Annotated in this window: 14 protein-coding genes and 1 pseudogene; 12 read left to right on the forward strand and 3 right to left on the reverse strand. The window is 45.7% G+C overall.

Annotated elements, in window-relative coordinates:
- Positions 1-188: 188 nt before the first annotated feature.
- Positions 189-1,097: a bifunctional methionine sulfoxide reductase B/A protein gene (locus tag AC5YBZ_RS07045; RefSeq protein WP_494543604.1), complete on the forward strand. Its 909-nt coding sequence runs from the start codon at positions 189-191 to the stop codon at positions 1,095-1,097.
- A gap of 137 nt (positions 1,098-1,234) precedes the next feature.
- On the opposite strand, the gene AC5YBZ_RS07050 is transcribed toward AC5YBZ_RS07045, so the two are convergent.
- A complete protein-coding gene (locus tag AC5YBZ_RS07050) occupies positions 1,235-2,794 on the reverse strand; it encodes a SulP family inorganic anion transporter (RefSeq protein WP_494543605.1) in 1,560 nt (519 codons plus the stop codon).
- 127 nt (positions 2,795-2,921) lie between these two features.
- Positions 2,922-6,338: a ribonuclease E gene (rne, locus tag AC5YBZ_RS07055; protein WP_494543606.1), complete on the reverse strand. Its 3,417-nt coding sequence runs from the start codon at positions 6,336-6,338 to the stop codon at positions 2,922-2,924.
- 597 nt (positions 6,339-6,935) lie between these two features.
- Here rne and rluC point away from each other — a divergent pair.
- The 3 genes from rluC (at position 6,936) to AC5YBZ_RS07070 (ending at position 9,607) form a co-directional block, all read left to right on the forward strand.
- Entirely contained in the window at positions 6,936-7,895 is a 960-nt protein-coding gene (gene rluC / locus AC5YBZ_RS07060; RefSeq protein ID WP_110456148.1) for a 23S rRNA pseudouridine(955/2504/2580) synthase RluC, read from the forward strand.
- The gene (locus tag AC5YBZ_RS07065) at positions 7,892-8,548 is read left to right on the forward strand and encodes an HAD-IA family hydrolase (RefSeq protein ID WP_494519429.1); all 657 of its coding nucleotides are present in this window, start codon (positions 7,892-7,894) and stop codon (positions 8,546-8,548) included. The genes rluC and AC5YBZ_RS07065 overlap by 4 nt, the downstream gene beginning before the upstream one ends.
- A gap of 171 nt (positions 8,549-8,719) precedes the next feature.
- Entirely contained in the window at positions 8,720-9,607 is an 888-nt protein-coding gene (locus AC5YBZ_RS07070) for an IS982 family transposase (protein ID WP_475514295.1), read from the forward strand.
- A gap of 126 nt (positions 9,608-9,733) precedes the next feature.
- On the opposite strand, the gene AC5YBZ_RS07075 is transcribed toward AC5YBZ_RS07070, so the two are convergent.
- Positions 9,734-10,342, reverse strand: coding sequence for a Maf family protein (locus tag AC5YBZ_RS07075; RefSeq protein ID WP_494543607.1), 609 nt, complete (start codon positions 10,340-10,342; stop codon positions 9,734-9,736).
- 325 nt (positions 10,343-10,667) lie between these two features.
- Here AC5YBZ_RS07075 and yceD point away from each other — a divergent pair, with 325 nt between their 5' ends.
- The 8 genes and pseudogenes from yceD (at position 10,668) to fabF (ending at position 16,944) form a co-directional block, all read left to right on the forward strand.
- The gene (yceD, locus tag AC5YBZ_RS07080; RefSeq protein WP_494524659.1) at positions 10,668-11,192 is read left to right on the forward strand and encodes a 23S rRNA accumulation protein YceD; all 525 of its coding nucleotides are present in this window, start codon (positions 10,668-10,670) and stop codon (positions 11,190-11,192) included.
- A gap of 17 nt (positions 11,193-11,209) precedes the next feature.
- On the forward strand, positions 11,210-11,380 hold the full coding sequence (rpmF, locus tag AC5YBZ_RS07085; RefSeq protein ID WP_020913118.1) for a 50S ribosomal protein L32: 171 nt from the start codon (positions 11,210-11,212) through the stop codon (positions 11,378-11,380).
- 15 nt (positions 11,381-11,395) lie between these two features.
- Positions 11,396-12,426: pseudogene (gene plsX, locus AC5YBZ_RS07090) on the forward strand (phosphate acyltransferase PlsX).
- Positions 12,427-12,435: 9 nt separating this feature from the next.
- Positions 12,436-13,395, forward strand: coding sequence for a beta-ketoacyl-ACP synthase III (locus AC5YBZ_RS07095; protein WP_494543608.1), 960 nt, complete (start codon positions 12,436-12,438; stop codon positions 13,393-13,395).
- A gap of 43 nt (positions 13,396-13,438) precedes the next feature.
- Entirely contained in the window at positions 13,439-14,365 is a 927-nt protein-coding gene (gene fabD / locus AC5YBZ_RS07100; protein WP_494519424.1) for an ACP S-malonyltransferase, read from the forward strand.
- A gap of 11 nt (positions 14,366-14,376) precedes the next feature.
- Positions 14,377-15,123: a 3-oxoacyl-ACP reductase FabG gene (gene fabG, locus AC5YBZ_RS07105; protein ID WP_494519423.1), complete on the forward strand. Its 747-nt coding sequence runs from the start codon at positions 14,377-14,379 to the stop codon at positions 15,121-15,123.
- 160 nt (positions 15,124-15,283) lie between these two features.
- Positions 15,284-15,517, forward strand: coding sequence for an acyl carrier protein (gene acpP, locus AC5YBZ_RS07110; RefSeq protein WP_011865403.1), 234 nt, complete (start codon positions 15,284-15,286; stop codon positions 15,515-15,517).
- A gap of 185 nt (positions 15,518-15,702) precedes the next feature.
- Positions 15,703-16,944, forward strand: coding sequence for a beta-ketoacyl-ACP synthase II (fabF, locus tag AC5YBZ_RS07115; RefSeq protein ID WP_494519422.1), 1,242 nt, complete (start codon positions 15,703-15,705; stop codon positions 16,942-16,944).
- Positions 16,945-16,989 lie beyond the last annotated feature (45 nt).

Here is a 16,989-nt window from a genome sequence, read left to right on the forward strand (position 1 = left end):
TCATAATGAACTCCACATTTGAGTTGCTCATTAACTTATTATCGACAGTCGGTTCATTGGCAACGGTGTAATATAGGACTGGAACAGTCGGTCTTTGTCTTTAATTTGTTAGGGGTTGCAACTATCATCATCGGTATCTTGGCTGCGCCATTTAGCACTAAAAAAGAATCAATAGAGAGTAGTTATCTATGCGTGAATTAACCGAGTTCGAGCAGTATGTTATTGAAGACAAGGGCACTGAACGCCCTTTTAGTGGTGAATATAATCATCATGATGCCTTAGGCGTTTATCATTGTAAGCGCTGTGATGCGCCTTTATATCGCAGTGAGCATAAATTTAATGCTCATTGTGGCTGGCCAGCGTTTGATGATGAGATCCCTGGTGCAGTTAAACGTATAGCCGATGCCGATGGTCAGCGCACCGAAATTGTGTGTCAGCAGTGTAACGCGCACTTAGGCCATGTGTTTGAAGGCGAATATTTAACAGAGAAAAATACCCGTCATTGTGTTAATTCGGTCTCTATGGTGTTTAAACCGGCAAGCCCAACACCAGTTACTAACAAGCATCAATGGGCTACCTTAGGTGGTGGCTGTTTCTGGTGTTTAGAAGCCATTTTTGCTCAGCTTCACGGGGTGATATCGGTACAATCTGGTTATAGCGGTGGCGATGAAAATAGTGCCAATTATAAACAGGTGTGCAGTGGTACCACTGATCATGCTGAGGTAGTGCATATTGAGTTTGATGCAGAGCAAATTAGCTTTGATGAATTACTCGACATATTTTTTAATAGTCACGATCCCACGACACTAAATCGTCAAGGCAATGATATTGGGACACAGTATCGTTCGGTCATTTTTGCCCATAATGAAGCGCAAATTAATACTGCGTCAGCCATGGTAGCCAAGCTTACTCAAGCCCAGTTATTTGATGCACCGATAGTGACCGAATTAGTGGCGTTTCAACATTTTTACCCGGCTGAAGCTTACCATAAGGATTATTTTGCCAATAATGGTGAGCAACCCTATTGCCAGTTAGTGGTTAAGCCCAAAGTGGATAAGTTTAAGGCGCGCTTTGCCAATAAGGTAAAACAAAGTTAGCCACGAGGAATGGTTTTTAAATACGGATGAGCAACAACCAATAAAAAAGGCGCAGATGCGCCTTTTTTATGTAGATGTCTTAGCTAACACTCAACTAACTTACAGTTCAACACCTTGAGTACCTTGAGCTGGGTACCTTATGAGTCGAGCTTGTCATCGGCAATCTTGTAGTGCGGATCTTCGATAAAGTTAACCTCAACCAGATCGCCTGCTTTATGCAGCAACTGCTTACAATCCTGGCTTAAGTGACGTAAATGCAGTTTTTTACCACTGCTCACGTAACGTTCGGCTAAAGTATCGATCGCACCTAACGCAGAGTGATCGCACACCCGTGAATTTTGGAAATCAACAATAACATCTTGTGGATCAGATTTAGCATCAAACAGTTCTAAGAAGTGAGCTACCGAACCAAAGAATAACGGACCATTGAGTTTGTATACTTTCCAGCCGTTAGCATCTTGGCTCACATCCACGTTGATGTGCTTTGCATGTTCCCAAGCAAATACCAAAGCAGACACAATCACGCCAACAAACACTGCAAATGCAAGATCGGTAAACACAGTGACCACGGTTACTAAGATGATCACGAAAGCATCGTGCTTAGGCACTTTGCGCATCACCTTAAAGCTGGTCCATTCAAAAGTACCTAAAACAACCATAAACATCACACCAACTAGCGCTGCCAGTGGGATCATTTCAATTAAGGATGAGCCAAATAAGATAAAGGCCAAGAGTGCCACAGCAGCCGTGATACCCGAGAGACGTCCGCGCCCGCCAGAGTTGATATTAATCATCGACTGACCAATCATGGCACAACCGCCCATGGCGCCAAAGAAGCCGCTGGTCATATTGCCAATGCCTTGACCAATACACTCTTTGTTGCCTTTGCCTCGTGTGCCCGTCATTTCGTCGATCACGGTTAAGGTTAACAGTGATTCGATTAACCCAACCGCAGCAAGAATAAAGGAGTAGGGCAAAATAATGTATAAGGTTTCTAAGTTAAAGGCCACTTCAGGGATGGCAAATGTCGGCAGTGAACCCGCTATAGTGGCATTGTCATCACCACTCATAGACTTCAAAAAGTCTAATACGTTACGGGTATCAAGATCGAAGTAGACCACCAAGGCCGTCACCGTGAGGATTGCCGCCAGAGAAGAGGGGATGGCATTAGTCAGCTTAGGTAAAAACTGAATAATCACCATGGTCAGCGCCACCAACCCTAACATCAGCATGAGTTGATCTTGCGGTAACCAAGTCAGTACACCATTGGCATCAGGGGCTTTGAATTGGCCAAGCTGTGCTAGGAAAATCACAATCGCAAGGCCGTTGACGAAACCAATCATTACAGGGTAGGGCACGATGCGAATAAACTTACCTAATTTAAGCAGGCCGCAGCTGATCTGGATAAGTCCTGCGAGCACGACGGCTGCAAATAGGTACTGGATACCGTGTTCGGCGACAAGTGCGACCATCACGACGGCCATGGCGCCAGTTGCCCCCGAAATCATTCCTGGGCGACCACCAATCAATGCGGTAACCAGTCCCATGATAAAGGCGGCATAAAGGCCTACCATGGGCTCTACACCTGCAACGAACGCAAATGCGACAGCTTCCGGTACCAAGGCTAACGCAACGGTTAATCCTGAAAGTAAATCAGCTCTATGGCTAGCGGTTTTGTGACGAATAAGATCGAACATTTAGCCTCTATTATTAAATGATAGGTTGAAGGAAATTGCGGCCGGGCATACTAGCAAAATTTTGACCGCAATAAAATAAAAAGCCATGCTGCTCAGCATGGCTTTTTAGTTCGAAAATGGCTACCTCTTAAGGGCGGGCCATATCCGAATTGGCGCTGTTACCACGAGCCGCCGGCTCTGTCGTTGCTTCTTTTGTTGAAGCCTCATATTGACGCCCTGTGGGAATATCAACATTTGGACGAGCCTCTACCGTTGGCTTGGTCATTGTCGAACTGACCATAGTACCAAAACGGCTGGCAGGTTTTGCTGCTGTTTTAGCCTTTGCTACTGGGGCTGCAGGTGCCGAAGTTGGCGGTGTTGCAACTGATACTGCAGGAGCTTCTATCTTCGCTGGCTTGGCCATCGGCGCAGAAACCGATTTAGGTGCTTGCGTCGAATCCGTAGCGGTATCCACATCTGCTGACACTTCAACTTTTGCTACTGGCGTTGTTGTTTCAACAGGTTTAGCGACATCTTCTTGGGCAGCTGCTTGCGCGCTAGCCGCTGGCACAACGTCAACTTTATCTACATCTACTTTAACATTATCAGCAACATTGTCAGCCTTGACACTGTCGGCAGTGGTTTTCGCTGAAGTGCTCGATGCGCTTGATGACGAAGTGACACGGCCTTTAGGTTTAGAGGCTGATTTATCTGCTTTAGCATCAACAGTAGGCTGAGCCTCTTGAGTCTCAGTCTGAACTGAAGCTGATGTGTTAGCTTCTGTTGTCGTGGCTTCAGTTGCTTCAGCATTAACCGTGGCTGTCGCCGGTGCGTCAACAGACGGTGACGCTGCAGTAGTCGCTTGTGGCGCTGCAGGCTTAGTGTTATTTACTTCATAAGTGTTAACAGTTTGAGCCATATCATTATCAAGGATCGGCGCGGTTTCAACATCATTTGGGATGAACGCTGGCTGGCCATTGTCTGAACGGCTTTCTTGGTCGCCATCTTCGTCACGACGACGACGTTGGCCTGCTGCTCTCAGATGACGAGGACTACGACGACTGCGACGTTGACCATCACGTGGCTCACGTTTGTTATCGGCATCTGCGTCATTGTTGTCGGCTGAGTTGTCATCATTATTGACCTGAGCTTGATCTTGGCTTGCCGTTTCATTATCACTTTGAGCCTGCTCTTGCTTAGGTTGAGTCTCGTTAGCCGAGTCAGCGTTTTGCGCTGGCTTTGATTCAACAGCCTTTGAGGGTTCAGCATCAGCTTCAACAGTCTTTGATTCAACAGCGCTAGATTCCGAAGCATTAGCTGCGGTATCGGCCGCTTTATCTTGCTTTGGCTTAGCTTTACGTGGTTGACGCTTTGGACGGGCGTTTTGCTCATCTTGTGGCGTTGCTGCATCAGCTTGTTTGGTATCAGGCTTAGGCTCAACCTCGACATCTTGAGTTTGTGCTTGCAATGCTAACGCTGCTTCATCAGCTTGTTGCTGCTCGGTCTGAACACGGACTTTACGGCGCATGTTACGACGTTGACGACGCTCTCTTGCTGCTTCCTGTTTAGGTTGCTGTTCTTGCTCAGTGCTAACCTCTTCAGCGGCCTTTTGTGGGCTGCGTGTTTTGGTATCGTCACGTTTAACACGCTTGTTGTCATTACGCGCTTTAGTTGGGCGAGCATCACTGGCATCGGCCTTAGGCGAACGCGTGCGCTTGTTATCAGTCTCTTTGTTGTCGCTGTCATCACGATTTTTGCGGGTATCATTACGACGTGTGTTACGACGACCATTTCCACGGCTTTGCGTATTGCGACGAGGCTGCTCTTTAGTTTCTTTCTCTTCTTTGCTTGGTTCACTGGCACTGAAGAGGTTACTGATAGCAGCAACCAACTTTGACAATAAACCTGGCTTTTTAACGTCAGCAACTTTTTGTACAGGTTGTTGTACTGGTGTCTCTGTTTTTGGCTCTTGCGTAGGCGCTGCGTAGCCTTTTAGTGCAGGCTCTGGTGATGCTGCACGTTCAAGTTTACGTGGCTCGTAAAGCTTAGACTCTTGCTTTTCAAGTAGTTTGTAGCTTGATTCGCTAATTTGGTCATCTTTACGGTGACGCGAAACACGATAATCAGGCGTAGTCATGTTTGGATCTGGGATCACATACACTTCGACGTTGTGACGCTGCTCGGTGATGCGGATTGCCTTGCGTTTTTCATTGAGTAGAAACGCTGCAACATCAACAGGTACCACGGCTTCAATTTGCGAGGTGTTTTCTTTGATAGCCTCTTCTTCCATCAGACGCAAAATAGACAGCGCTAATGATTCAGTTCCGCGAATCGTACCTTGACCATGACAACGTGGGCATAAGTGTGCAGCCGACTCTTCCAGTGACGGACGCAGGCGCTGACGCGACATTTCCATCAAACCAAAGCGCGAAATACGGCCTAATTGTACGCGGGCTCTGTCGTGGTGAACGGCATCGCGCATTCTGTTTTCAACTTCACGTTGATGTCTGACTGGGGTCATATCGATGAAATCAATCACCACCAGACCACCTAGGTCGCGCAAACGTAATTGGCGTGCAATTTCGTCGGCGGCTTCAAGGTTGGTGTTCAGTGCTGTCTCTTCTATATCACCGCCTTTAGTGGCACGGGCAGAGTTAATATCGATTGACGTTAATGCTTCGGTCGGGTCAATAACAATTGAACCACCAGATGGCAGACGCACTTCACGTTGGAAAGCCGATTCAATTTGAGTTTCAATTTGGAAGTGAGTAAACAGCGGCACTTCGGCATCATAGTGCTTAATACGGTCGACAAAGTCTGGGCGAACGAGTGCAACGTGCTGTTTAGCTTGCTCGTAAATGCGCGGATGGTCGATAAGGACTTCGCCCACATCACGGCGTAAGTAATCGCGGATAGCACGCACGATAACGTTACTTTCTTGATGAATAAGGAACGGCGCTGGACGTGTTTTAGCCGCTTCTTCGATAGCGGTCCAGTGATGCTGTAAGACTTTTAAGTCCCACTTTAATTCAGCGGAATCTTTACCAACACCGGCAGTACGGACAATAAGGCCCATGCCTTGTGGCACTTCAAGCTCTGACATCGCCGCTTTTAATTCGGTACGCTCATCACCTTCGATACGACGAGAAATACCGCCAGCGCGAGGATTGTTTGGCATCAGTACCAAATAAGAGCCAGCCAAGCTGATAAAGGTCGTTAATGCTGCGCCTTTATTACCGCGCTCTTCTTTATCGATTTGAACAATGACTTCTTGACCTTCTTTCACCACTTCTTTGATGTTAGGGCGGCCTTGGAACGAGTAACCGTTAGGGAAATATTCGCGTGCAATTTCTTTCAGTGGTAAGAAGCCATGGCGATCGGCGCCATAGTCCACAAACGCAGCTTCTAGAGAGGGTTCTACGCGGGTAATTTTACCCTTGTAAATATTGGCTTTTTTCTGTTCGTGACCAGGGCTTTCGATATCTAGATCATACAGTTGTTGCCCATCAACGAGGGCAACGCGCAACTCTTCAGATTGAGTCGCATTAATTAACATCCGTTTCATGATGACGTATTTCTTCTTAAAATAGGGTCATCAAACTCGCTAATTTCGATGCATTACGGGCCCAGATTTAATGAGTGAAGCCTCGCGGCTTGGTTCTGGGCTAAGGTGCGCATTGTCTGTAAAACGCAATCACTGCGTGTCGCAACCTATTTATGGCTTATTTTTTAATATTACTAAAAACAAGGAATTCGTTGTAAAACGTCAACCAACCCCATAAATTCTATGTACTTTCCTGTAATGCCAAAATCGATAAGCGTCAGTCTGATGACGAGTTAGAATTAAACTTCGAATTTGGAGCGCTATTTGCTGGAGAAACCTCTTTGAAATGTGGCATAGATACTGGGTTTAGTCGTTCAAACGCGTTTTCTCGGTTTATTTTTGATGCAACGACTTGTAAATCAATGATTTGCTACTCAGTAGTAATGTCTTTTACTCTCCGCTTTTCGCGCATGCTTTCGGGGTGAGGGAACACTTTATTCACCATTTAACCCGATTGGCGTGGCAAATATAGCAACAAACCAGAAATTCAGCAAATGGAAAGGCATAAAAGTTGTTAGTTGTGTACAATAAGCGGCTTGAACGAGAGCAAGGCGTAGCATGAATAATCAACAACCCTTAAATAAAGTCGAATTGGTCACCATAGATGAGGATCATTTAGGCCAGCGAATCGACAACTTTCTTGTGACTAAACTCAAGGGCGTCCCGAAAAGCATGATCTATCGTATCGTGCGTAAAGGTGAAGTGCGGGTGAACAAGAAACGGATTAAACCTGAGTATAAATTACAAGATGGCGACATTGTTCGCATCCCGCCTGTTCGGGTGTCAGCCAGTGACGACAAGCCCGCGCCGAGCGCTAAGTTGACCAAGGTTTCGCAACTTGAAGCGCGCATCGTATTTGAAGATAACTGGCTTATTGTGCTTAATAAGCCTGCTGGCATTGCGGTACATGGGGGGAGTGGCGTTGATTTCGGTGTCATTGAAGCGATGCGCTCACTCAGGCCACAACAAAAATTTCTTGAATTAGTGCATCGATTAGATAAAGACACCTCGGGCGTTTTGCTGATCGCTAAGAAACGCAGTGCGCTTAAGCATCTGCATGACCAATTGCGTTATAAAAAAATGCAGAAAGATTACTATGCACTGGTGCGTGGTGAGTGGCAGAGCCATGATAAAGTCGTAAACGCGCCACTATTAAAACTGACCCTAAAATCGGGTGAGCGAATTGTGCGGGTCAATCAAGAGGGTAAAGCCTCTGAGACGCGCTTTAAAATAAAGCAGCGTTATAAAGGGGCAACGTTAGTGCAGGCAAGTCCTGTTACTGGGCGAACCCACCAAATTCGGGTGCATTGCCAATATGCGGGGCACCCCATTGCGTGTGACGATAAGTACAGTGAGCAGAATTTTGATGATTCAATGCGAGCACTTGGGCTCAACCGTTTGTTCTTACACGCGGCGCAGCTTAAATTTATTCATCCGAGTACGGAAGAGGTTATGCAGGTTAAGGCGCCATTAGATAAGGCGTTAGAACAGCTATTATCGAAATTGGAAAAAGTATGAAACGATACGAATTAGTCATATTCGACTGGGACGGTACGCTAATGGACTCGGTCGGTAAAATTGTGGCATGTATGCAACAAACGGCAAAAGAGTTGAGCTTATTGGTGCCTACTGAGACGGCGGTGCGCGATATTATCGGTTTGTCGATGGATGAAGCGTTAAATGTATTGCACCCCAGTGCCTGTCATCAGACTCGGCAGAATATGATTAATGTCTATCGTGAACAATATTTGCAGCTTAACCAAACTCCAAGCCCCGTCTTCGATGGAGCGGAGGAGTTGTTGTTATCCTTGAAGGCATCGGGGCATCAATTGGCTGTGGCGACTGGCAAAGCCCGAGCAGGATTGAATAGGGTCTTAAATGAGACTGGATTTGATCAACACTTTGTCGCCAGTCGCTGTGCTGATGAAGCCCACAGTAAACCGCATCCACAAATGTTGCAGCAATTATTACAGCAATTGACGGTGGCACCAGAAAAGGCGGTGATGATTGGTGATTCTATTCATGATCTCAATATGGCCCGAAATGCGGGAATGGATGCCATTGGTGTGAGTTATGGCGCCCATAGTGCAGCGCGATTAAGTGCAGCCTTACCTGTTGCGATTGTCTCATCAACTCCCGACCTATTTGCCGCGATCACCGCTGCGCGGTAGTTAAACTGGTTGCTTTTTCGTAATCGCTAGCGTGTAGACGCTAACGATTACGATGGTTTACTCAAAGCTGGTTTACTCAAATTAACCTGAACTCGGGATAAGAAATTGAACTAATAGCCCTCTTTGTGATCAGATCTCTCGACCAAGATTAATCAATCACGCAGAGGGCATATGAATAATTTAGTGGATGTATTTTGTGATGTCGATGATTTTTGTAATGCTTTTATTCCTCAATGGGAACAACAGTGTCTAACTGATGGAACCCGCAAGCGTAAGCGCGCTGGCAGAATGACGATGAGTGAAATTATGACAATTATCATTGCCTTCCATATGTCTAATCATCGTGACTTCAAGAATTTTTACACAGGATATCTGGCTCGTTTCTACAAATCTGATTTTCCAAACTTACTCAGCTACACTCGATTTCTTGAAGTCATGCCGAGTACAGTCATTCCAATGTGCAGTTATTTTTCCTCTTTAAAAAGCGCCCCAACAGGCATCGAATTCGTTGACTCAACGAGCATTAAGGTTTGTCATAATTTACGAATTCCAAGGCATAAAACGCTAGCAGGTCTCGCCAGCCGAGGAAAAGGCACGATGGGCTGGTTCTATGGTTTTAAACTTCATCTTATTGTGAACCATCGAGGCGGCATCGTTGCAGCCAAAATAACACCTGCGAATGTGCATGACACGAAACCCGTAAAAGGTATGGTCGTTGAATCAATGGATAAACTCTATGCTGATAAGGGGTATATCGGCAAAGCGTTAGCAGGCGACCTATTAGAACGTGGGGTAACTATCGTTAATAACGTGCGTAAAAACATGAAAGCAAAGGCTTTATCATTATGGGATAGAGCCATGCTTTCTAGACGATTTATTATCGAAACAATCAATGACCAGCTAAAAAACATCTCACAAATAGAGCATACGCGGCACCGCAGCGTACATGGTTTCATGCTTAATGTGATAGGAGGTTTAGTGGCTTATCAACTCAAAGAGAATAAGCCACAACTCAATATTACATCAGCAGAATTCAACGTGATTTCAGTGTTACGTTAAACCGATCTGAGGTAAATTAGTGTAGCCCAAACAATCACCGCCTCAGCGACATCAAAATAACTTATGCTCTTACTCATTCGTCTGAGTTTGCTTTGTCTGTTTAACCGTTTGATGGCTGACTTCACCCTAGATAAGCTTAGGATCGGCTTGCGGGGTGAGGATATCGACTCCTTGATTGAGTAACATCTCGGTGAGCGCGATAAGAGGCAGCCCCACTAGGGTATTGGGGTCGCGCCCTTCAAGGCGAGTAAACAGGGCGATACCAAATCCTTCACATTTAAAGCTTCCGGCACAATTTAATGGCTGTTCTTTGGCTATGTAGTAGCGTATCTGCGTTTCCGTGAGCTCTCTAAAGTGGACAATAAAGGGCTCGCATCTCACCTCAACGCTGTCAGCAACCACATTGTAGAGCGCTATGGCAGTATAAAAGGTAACGCTTTTACCTGAGACGTTCATCAACTGGGTTACTGCGTTTGCTTCGGTTAAGGGTTTTCCCACGATTTGACCATCAACAACGGCTACCTGATCTGATCCAATAATGAGCCCTGACGTTTTTCCGCTAGCCCCGGCTTTTGCCTTGGCCACGGCCAAGCGCATCACCAAATCGGGTGCTGTTTCATCGATGTTGGGGGTTTCATCTACATCGGGTGCGCAAGTATCAAAAGTAATACATAATTTTTCCAGCAGTGATTTACGGTAGCTAGAGGTCGATGCTAAAACAATGGACGGAGTCATTAATTGGCCTTTATATAAGATATTTCAAGATAAGATAATGGCATACAATCGTACTGACAATGGCTGGCAAGTACGCTAGGCAAAGCCTTATTGTGTCACATTGTGCGACTACCCACTAAAATCTGTCAGTATTCGACTAAAATTAGTGAATGAATGCTTCTATTTTAAGCGCGCGGGGCTTGAGTATCACTGAGCGCTTGGGTAGAATTTTGCCTCCAATAATTTTTGATTTATTCATGAGTTTTTAAGAATAACTATCTTGGATGATGAAGGTAGTGAATTTTCCTTTGACTAAGAGTAATTCAAACTATAATATGCGCGCCTTATGCAAACAGTAAAGATACCGGTTTCAATTGATCCAAACCGCGCAGCGGCAAGCAAGCTTTCCTATGAAGGCATGGTTCCTGGTGTGCAGTTAAAAAGGTTAAATGAATTATGTGCCGGCGACTGTTCCGATGTGGCAGTGTCGCTTGAATGTGGCGTAGATATACAGGGGATAGTCTACCTGAAAGGGAAGGCTGTGACGGAGCTCACTCTGAATTGTCAACGTTGCATGGCACTATTTACCACGGAGGTTACGGTCGACTTTTGTTTTAGCCCTTGCGGGTCTGAGGCAGAAATCGATGAGCTCCCGGATGCGTATGACCCTATTGAGTGCAATGAGATAGGTGAAGTTCGTCTGCATCAATTGATTGAAGATGAATTGATCGTAGCTATGCCTCTGATCCCGATGCATGTTGACGAAAGTTGCAGCCAAGGCGATCAAGATATAGTAGTAGGCGAGATTGAACCCGCTCAACAGGAGCGTCCAAATCCGTTTGCAGTGTTAGAAAAACTGAAGAGCAAGTAATCTAGGAGACAGGTCAAATGGCTGTACAACAGAATAAAAAATCTCGTTCAAAGCGCGGTATGCGCCGTTCACACGATTCATTGAGCACTGCTCAATTGTCAGTGGATGCTACGAGTGGTGAACTACACCGTCGTCACAATGTGACAGCAGACGGTTTCTACCGTGGTCAAAAGGTTATCAACAAGTAATTTGTTGATAATTATATGACTGATCTGACGCTTGCGTTAGATGCGATGGGGGGCGATTTTGGCCCCTGCATCACAGTGCCTGCAACCCTGCAGGCACTTCGCTTATACCCCTTCCTAAATGTCATTATGGTTGGCGATAGATCGCAAATAGAGCCTCTATTACGCCAATGTGAATCGTCACTACTGTCACGAATTGAAATTATTCATACCACTGAAGTGGTAAAAATGTGCGATCGCCCAGTGCATGCTTTGCGTAATTGTAAGCAAAGTTCAATGCGCCTCGCCATTGAATTAGTTCGTGATAACAAGGCACAAGCCTGTATCAGCGCCGGTAATACTGGTGCGTTAATGGCAATCTCTAAAGTATTACTGAAAACCTTACCCGGCATCGACAAAGGTCCGCTTTAGTCAGTTGTCTGCCTGCAGTCAATCAGAAGCCGGTTTACTTGCTCGACTTAGGGGCAAATGTGTCATGTTGCTCGGAAACCTTATTTCAGTTTGCAGTGATGGGGTCGGTATTGTGTGAAGCGGTCGATAAGACTCCTTCACCTAAAGTGGCTTTGCTCAATGTTGGTATTGAAGAGATAAAAGGCAACGATCAAGTCCAGCAAGCTGGGCAGTTATTGCAGCAGACTCCACAAATTAATTACACCGGCTTTATTGAAGGTGATGATATTTACTTAGGTAATGTGGATGTCATTGTCTGTGATGGGTTTGTCGGTAATATTACGCTTAAAACTTCCGAGGGGATCGCCAGACTTCTCGTACATCAGTTAAAGAAAGGGTTAACTCAAGGCTTTTTTGTACGATTAATGGCAAAGTTAATCGCTCCGCGTATCAATAGTGTTTTAAATCAGATGAACCCCGACCACTATAACGGGGCAAGTCTGATAGGATTGCGCGGAATTGTAGTAAAAAGTCATGGAAGTGCCGATGAATCTGCCTATTTGCAAGCAATTAGTTTGGCAGTAACCGAAGCGCAACGTCGACTCCCCAAGATGATTGAAGAACGTCTTGAGTCGATCCTTTTAGACATAAATAACTGATATCTCCTTATGCATACAAAAATTCTCGGAACTGGTAGTTATTTGCCAGCGCAAGTCCGTAGCAATCACGATCTGGAAAAAATGGTGGAAACCAGTGATCAGTGGATTGTTGAACGTACCGGTATCTCAGAGCGCAGAATAGCGGCCAAAGATGAATCTGTATCGACCATGGGTTATCAAGCCGCAGTTAAAGCGCTTGAAATGGCCGGTATAGCAGCAAGTGAGTTAGACATGATAGTGTGTGGCACCACCAGTGCCAGTAATGCTTTTCCAGCCGCCGCATGTGAGATCCAGGCTTTACTCGGTGTTCACACTATTCCCGCATTTGATGTCGCTGCTGCGTGTTCAGGTTTTGTCTATGCTTTATCGGTTGCAGATCAGTTTGTTAAAACTGGCGCGGCTAAAAAAGTGTTAGTCATAGGTGCCGATGTATTATCACGTCTGTGTCAGCCTGAAGATCGCTCAACGATTATTTTATTTGGTGATGGTGCTGGCGCGGCTGTGGTTGGTGCCTCGGATACACCGGGTATCTTATCGACTCATATCTATGCTGATGGTCGTCAAGGTGATCTGCTTAAGTGTGCATTCCCACCGCGAGCGGGTGAAAGTTCTGAAGCAGTAGGTTACATGACGATGAAAGGCAATGACGTGTTTAAAGTTGCCGTAACGCAATTGTCGCATGTGGTCACAGAAACATTACGTATTAATCAAATTGATAAAGCTGATATCGACTGGTTAGTTCCTCATCAAGCTAATTTCCGCATTATAAAAGCGACCGCTAAAAAACTCGATATGAGTTTAGATAAAGTGGTGTTAACTCTAGCAAAACATGGTAACACTTCAGCGGCTTCCGTACCTATTGCACTGGATGAAGCGGTGCGTGATGGTCGTATTCAACGTGGTCAACTATTGTTATTAGAAGCCTTTGGTGCAGGATTTGCTTGGGGTAGTGCATTAGTTCGTTTTTAGTGTTGTTCCTTATACAATACATTGATTTAGCAAAGGTATAAAAATGGAAAAGATTGCTTATGTGTTTCCAGGGCAAGGTTCTCAGGCCGTAGGAATGCTGGCTGATTTAGCTGCAGAGCATGAGATTATTGGACAAACTTTTAATGAGGCGAGCCAAGTGCTGGGCTATGACCTTTGGCAATTGGTTCAAGATGGCCCTGCCGAAACCCTTAATCAGACCGATAAAACCCAGCCAGCATTGCTAACAGCAAGTGTTGCCATTTGGCGTGCGATAGCATCAACTAATGCACCTAAGCCTGCCATGTTGGCAGGTCACAGCCTAGGTGAATATTCAGCCTTAGTCTGCGCTGGTGTGATGAGCTTTACTGACGCGGTAAAACTGGTTGAGCTTCGTGGTCAATTGATGCAACAAGCTGTCCCAGCTGGGACCGGTGCTATGTATGCCATTATCGGCTTAGATAATGACGCTATCCAAACGGCGTGTGATGAAGCTGCTCAAGGCGCCGTCGTTAGCCCAGTTAACTATAATAGTCCTGGTCAAGTGGTTATTGCTGGTGAAAAGGCAGCGGTAGAACGTGCTGCTGCTGCATGTAAAGCCGCAGGTGCTAAAATGGCTGTGGCACTGCCAGTGAGCGTGCCGTCACATTGCGAGTTGATGAAGCCCGCTGCTGACAAGTTAGCCGAAGCCTTAGCGGTTATTGAATTTAATGTACCATCCATTGAGGTTATCAATAATGTCGATGTTGCCGCGCCGCAAGCGGCTGACGCCATCAAAGATGCCTTAGTGCGTCAGCTTTATTGTCCTGTAAGATGGTCTGAAACAGTAGATGCTATGGCTGGCGCTGGTGTAACACAATTAGTGGAAGTCGGCCCTGGTAAAGTATTAACGGGTCTAGCGAAAAGAATTAATCGATCACTGAGTGCTAAAGTGGCTAACGATTCTGCCACCGTTGCTGCACTTAGCGAATAAAGGAGTCATTAATGAGTTTTACTATTGATTTAACTGGCAAGGTTGCTTTAGTTACAGGTGCAAGCCGTGGTATTGGTCGCGCAGTGGCTGAAACATTAGTGCAAGCAGGAGCCACCGTTATTGGTACGGCTACCAGTGACCGCGGCGCAGCAGCTATCCAAGAGTATCTTGGGGACAAGGGGTTTGGATTAGTATTAAATGTGACCGACAGTGAATCTGTGGCCCAATTGTTTACCTCGATCAAAGAAAAAGCTGGCGATGTTGATATTCTTGTTAACAACGCAGGTATCACGCGTGATAATTTGTTAATGCGCATGAAAGAAGATGAGTGGCTCGATATTATCGATACGAATCTAACATCGGTTTATCGCACCTCTAAGCAGGTGATGCGTACTATGATGAAAAAGCGTCAGGGGCGTATTATTAACATTGGCTCAGTTGTCGGTACAATGGGCAATGCAGGCCAAACTAACTACTGCGCTGCGAAAGCAGGATTGATCGGATTTACAAAATCTCTGGCCAGAGAGGTTGCATCTCGTCAAATAACAGTGAATGCTATAGCACCTGGATTTATTCAGACTGATATGACAGATGAGCTGACTGAAGAGCAGCAAAAGGGTATCATGTCGCAAGTTCCGATGGAAAGATTAGGTCAACCGCAAGAAATTGCGAATGCTGTACTATTTTTAGCCTCGGATTCAGCTGCTTACATTACAGGGGAAACTCTACATGTGAACGGCGGCATGTACATGGTGTAATCGTCAGTTAAAATAACTGGCTGATTTTAATTGAATTTGGACGTAAATTTGCGTAAGTTTCGTGGTTAGACCACAAAAGTTAAGCTTGCATTGTGTACCAAATTGAATAAACTACTCGCAATCTTACGCAAGTGCGTAATTTGAATAGGAAAGAAAACTAATGAGCAACATCGAAGAACGTGTAAAGAAAATCATTATCGAGCAACTGGGCGTTAAAGAAGAAGACGTTAAACCAGCAGCATCATTCGTTGACGACCTAGGTGCAGATTCTCTGGACACCGTTGAGTTGGTAATGGCTCTAGAAGAAGAGTTTGACACTGAGATCCCTGATGAAGAAGCTGAAAAGATCACTACTGTTCAAGCAGCGATCGATTACGTTTCTAAGAATCAGTAATACTGAATTCTACAAAACAGGCGGCATTTATGCCGCCTGTTTTTGTTTTAGGCTTATGAACATTCTCAGCACCGTTCGTGTGCAGAGGCAACTCTCGCCCCTCAATGTGCTATAACGTTAGTAAGCCCAATCATTTCATTGCCTCTTGGGGCATATCATCATTACTTTAGTCAAAAGGTGAAAACGTGTCTAAACGTCGTGTAGTCGTAACAGGTCTTGGTCTCGTCACTCCTGTAGGCAATACCGTAGAGACGTCCTGGAAAGCATTAGTTGCAGGACAGAGCGGTATCGCGCCAATCACAAAATTTGATGCATCTGAATTTTCGACCCGTTTTAGTGGGTCGGTAAAAGATTTTGATGTTGAGCAGTATCTGCCCAAAAAAGAAGCGCGTAAGATGGATCTGTTTATTCAGTATGGTATGGCTGCAGGTATTCAAGCCATAGAAGATGCTGGCTTAAACATGGAGCAAGAAGATCCAACCCGTGTTGGCACCGCTATTGGTGCTGGTATGGGCGGTATGCCGCTTATCGAGGCAGGTCACTCTGCGTTATTAAAAGGCGGCCCTCGTAAGATTTCGCCCTTTTTTGTGCCTAGCACCATTATCAATATGATAGCCGGTCATCTGTCGATCAAATATGGTATGACTGGACCTAACTTTGCGGTAACGACTGCCTGTACTACTGGTGTACACAACATTGGTTTTGCTGCCCGCACCATTGCCTATGGCGATGCTGACGTGATGGTTGCTGGCGGGGCTGAAGATGTAACTTGTCCGTTAGCGGTAGGCGGTTTCGGTTCAGCTAAAGCATTGTCAACGCGAAATGATGATCCGAGTGCGGCTAGCCGACCATGGGACAAAGATCGTGACGGTTTTGTTATTGGTGACGGTGCAGGGGTAATGGTATTAGAAGAATATGAGCGAGCTAAAGCGCGCGGCGCCACTATCTACGGTGAGTTGGTCGGATTTGGTATGAGCGGTGACGCTTTCCATATGACTTCGCCACCGGCTGATGGTGCAGGCGCTGCTGCGGCTATGGTTAACGCCATCAATGATGCGGGTATTGATAAGACACAAGTGGGTTACATTAATGCTCATGGCACGTCGACACCAGCAGGTGATAAAGCGGAAGTGGCAGCAGTTAAATCTGTTTTTGAGCAACATGCTTATGAGCTATTGGTGAGTTCAACTAAGTCGATGACTGGCCATCTATTAGGTGCAGCTGGTGCGGTTGAGGCGATTATTACCTTATTGGCCCTGCGCGATCAGATAGTACCACCGACGCTGAACTTAGATAATCCTGATGAGGGATGCGATTTGGATTTCGTTGCCCATAAAGCTCGCCAACATCAGTTTGAGTACGCACTCTGTAACTCATTTGGATTTGGTGGAACCAATGGTTCGTTATTGTTTAAACGTGGTGAATAAACCAGCTTGCTTCTGTTAAAGCACCTTAGGGTGCTTTTTTTATGG

It is taken from the genome of Shewanella sp. 553, from assembly GCF_059338375.1.

Bases quoted from the DNA above. Each gene is read 5' to 3' on its own strand.
- AC5YBZ_RS07095 (WP_494543608.1), top strand. From the start codon at position 12,436: ATGCATACAAAAATTCTCGGAACTGGTAGTTATTTGCCAGCGCAAGTC.
- rpmF (WP_020913118.1), top strand. From the start codon at position 11,210: ATGGCTGTACAACAGAATAAAAAATCTCGTTCAAAGCGCGGTATGCGC.
- AC5YBZ_RS07045 (WP_494543604.1), top strand. From the start codon at position 189: ATGCGTGAATTAACCGAGTTCGAGCAGTATGTTATTGAAGACAAGGGC.
- acpP (WP_011865403.1), top strand. From the start codon at position 15,284: ATGAGCAACATCGAAGAACGTGTAAAGAAAATCATTATCGAGCAACTG.
- AC5YBZ_RS07070 (WP_475514295.1), top strand. From the start codon at position 8,720: ATGAATAATTTAGTGGATGTATTTTGTGATGTCGATGATTTTTGTAAT.
- AC5YBZ_RS07050 (WP_494543605.1), bottom strand. From the start codon at position 2,794: ATGTTCGATCTTATTCGTCACAAAACCGCTAGCCATAGAGCTGATTTA.
- fabG (WP_494519423.1), top strand. From the start codon at position 14,377: ATGAGTTTTACTATTGATTTAACTGGCAAGGTTGCTTTAGTTACAGGT.
- fabD (WP_494519424.1), top strand. From the start codon at position 13,439: ATGGAAAAGATTGCTTATGTGTTTCCAGGGCAAGGTTCTCAGGCCGTA.
- rluC (WP_110456148.1), top strand. From the start codon at position 6,936: ATGAATAATCAACAACCCTTAAATAAAGTCGAATTGGTCACCATAGAT.
- AC5YBZ_RS07065 (WP_494519429.1), top strand. From the start codon at position 7,892: ATGAAACGATACGAATTAGTCATATTCGACTGGGACGGTACGCTAATG.
- yceD (WP_494524659.1), top strand. From the start codon at position 10,668: ATGCAAACAGTAAAGATACCGGTTTCAATTGATCCAAACCGCGCAGCG.
- rne (WP_494543606.1), bottom strand. From the start codon at position 6,338: ATGAAACGGATGTTAATTAATGCGACTCAATCTGAAGAGTTGCGCGTT.
- AC5YBZ_RS07075 (WP_494543607.1), bottom strand. From the start codon at position 10,342: ATGACTCCGTCCATTGTTTTAGCATCGACCTCTAGCTACCGTAAATCA.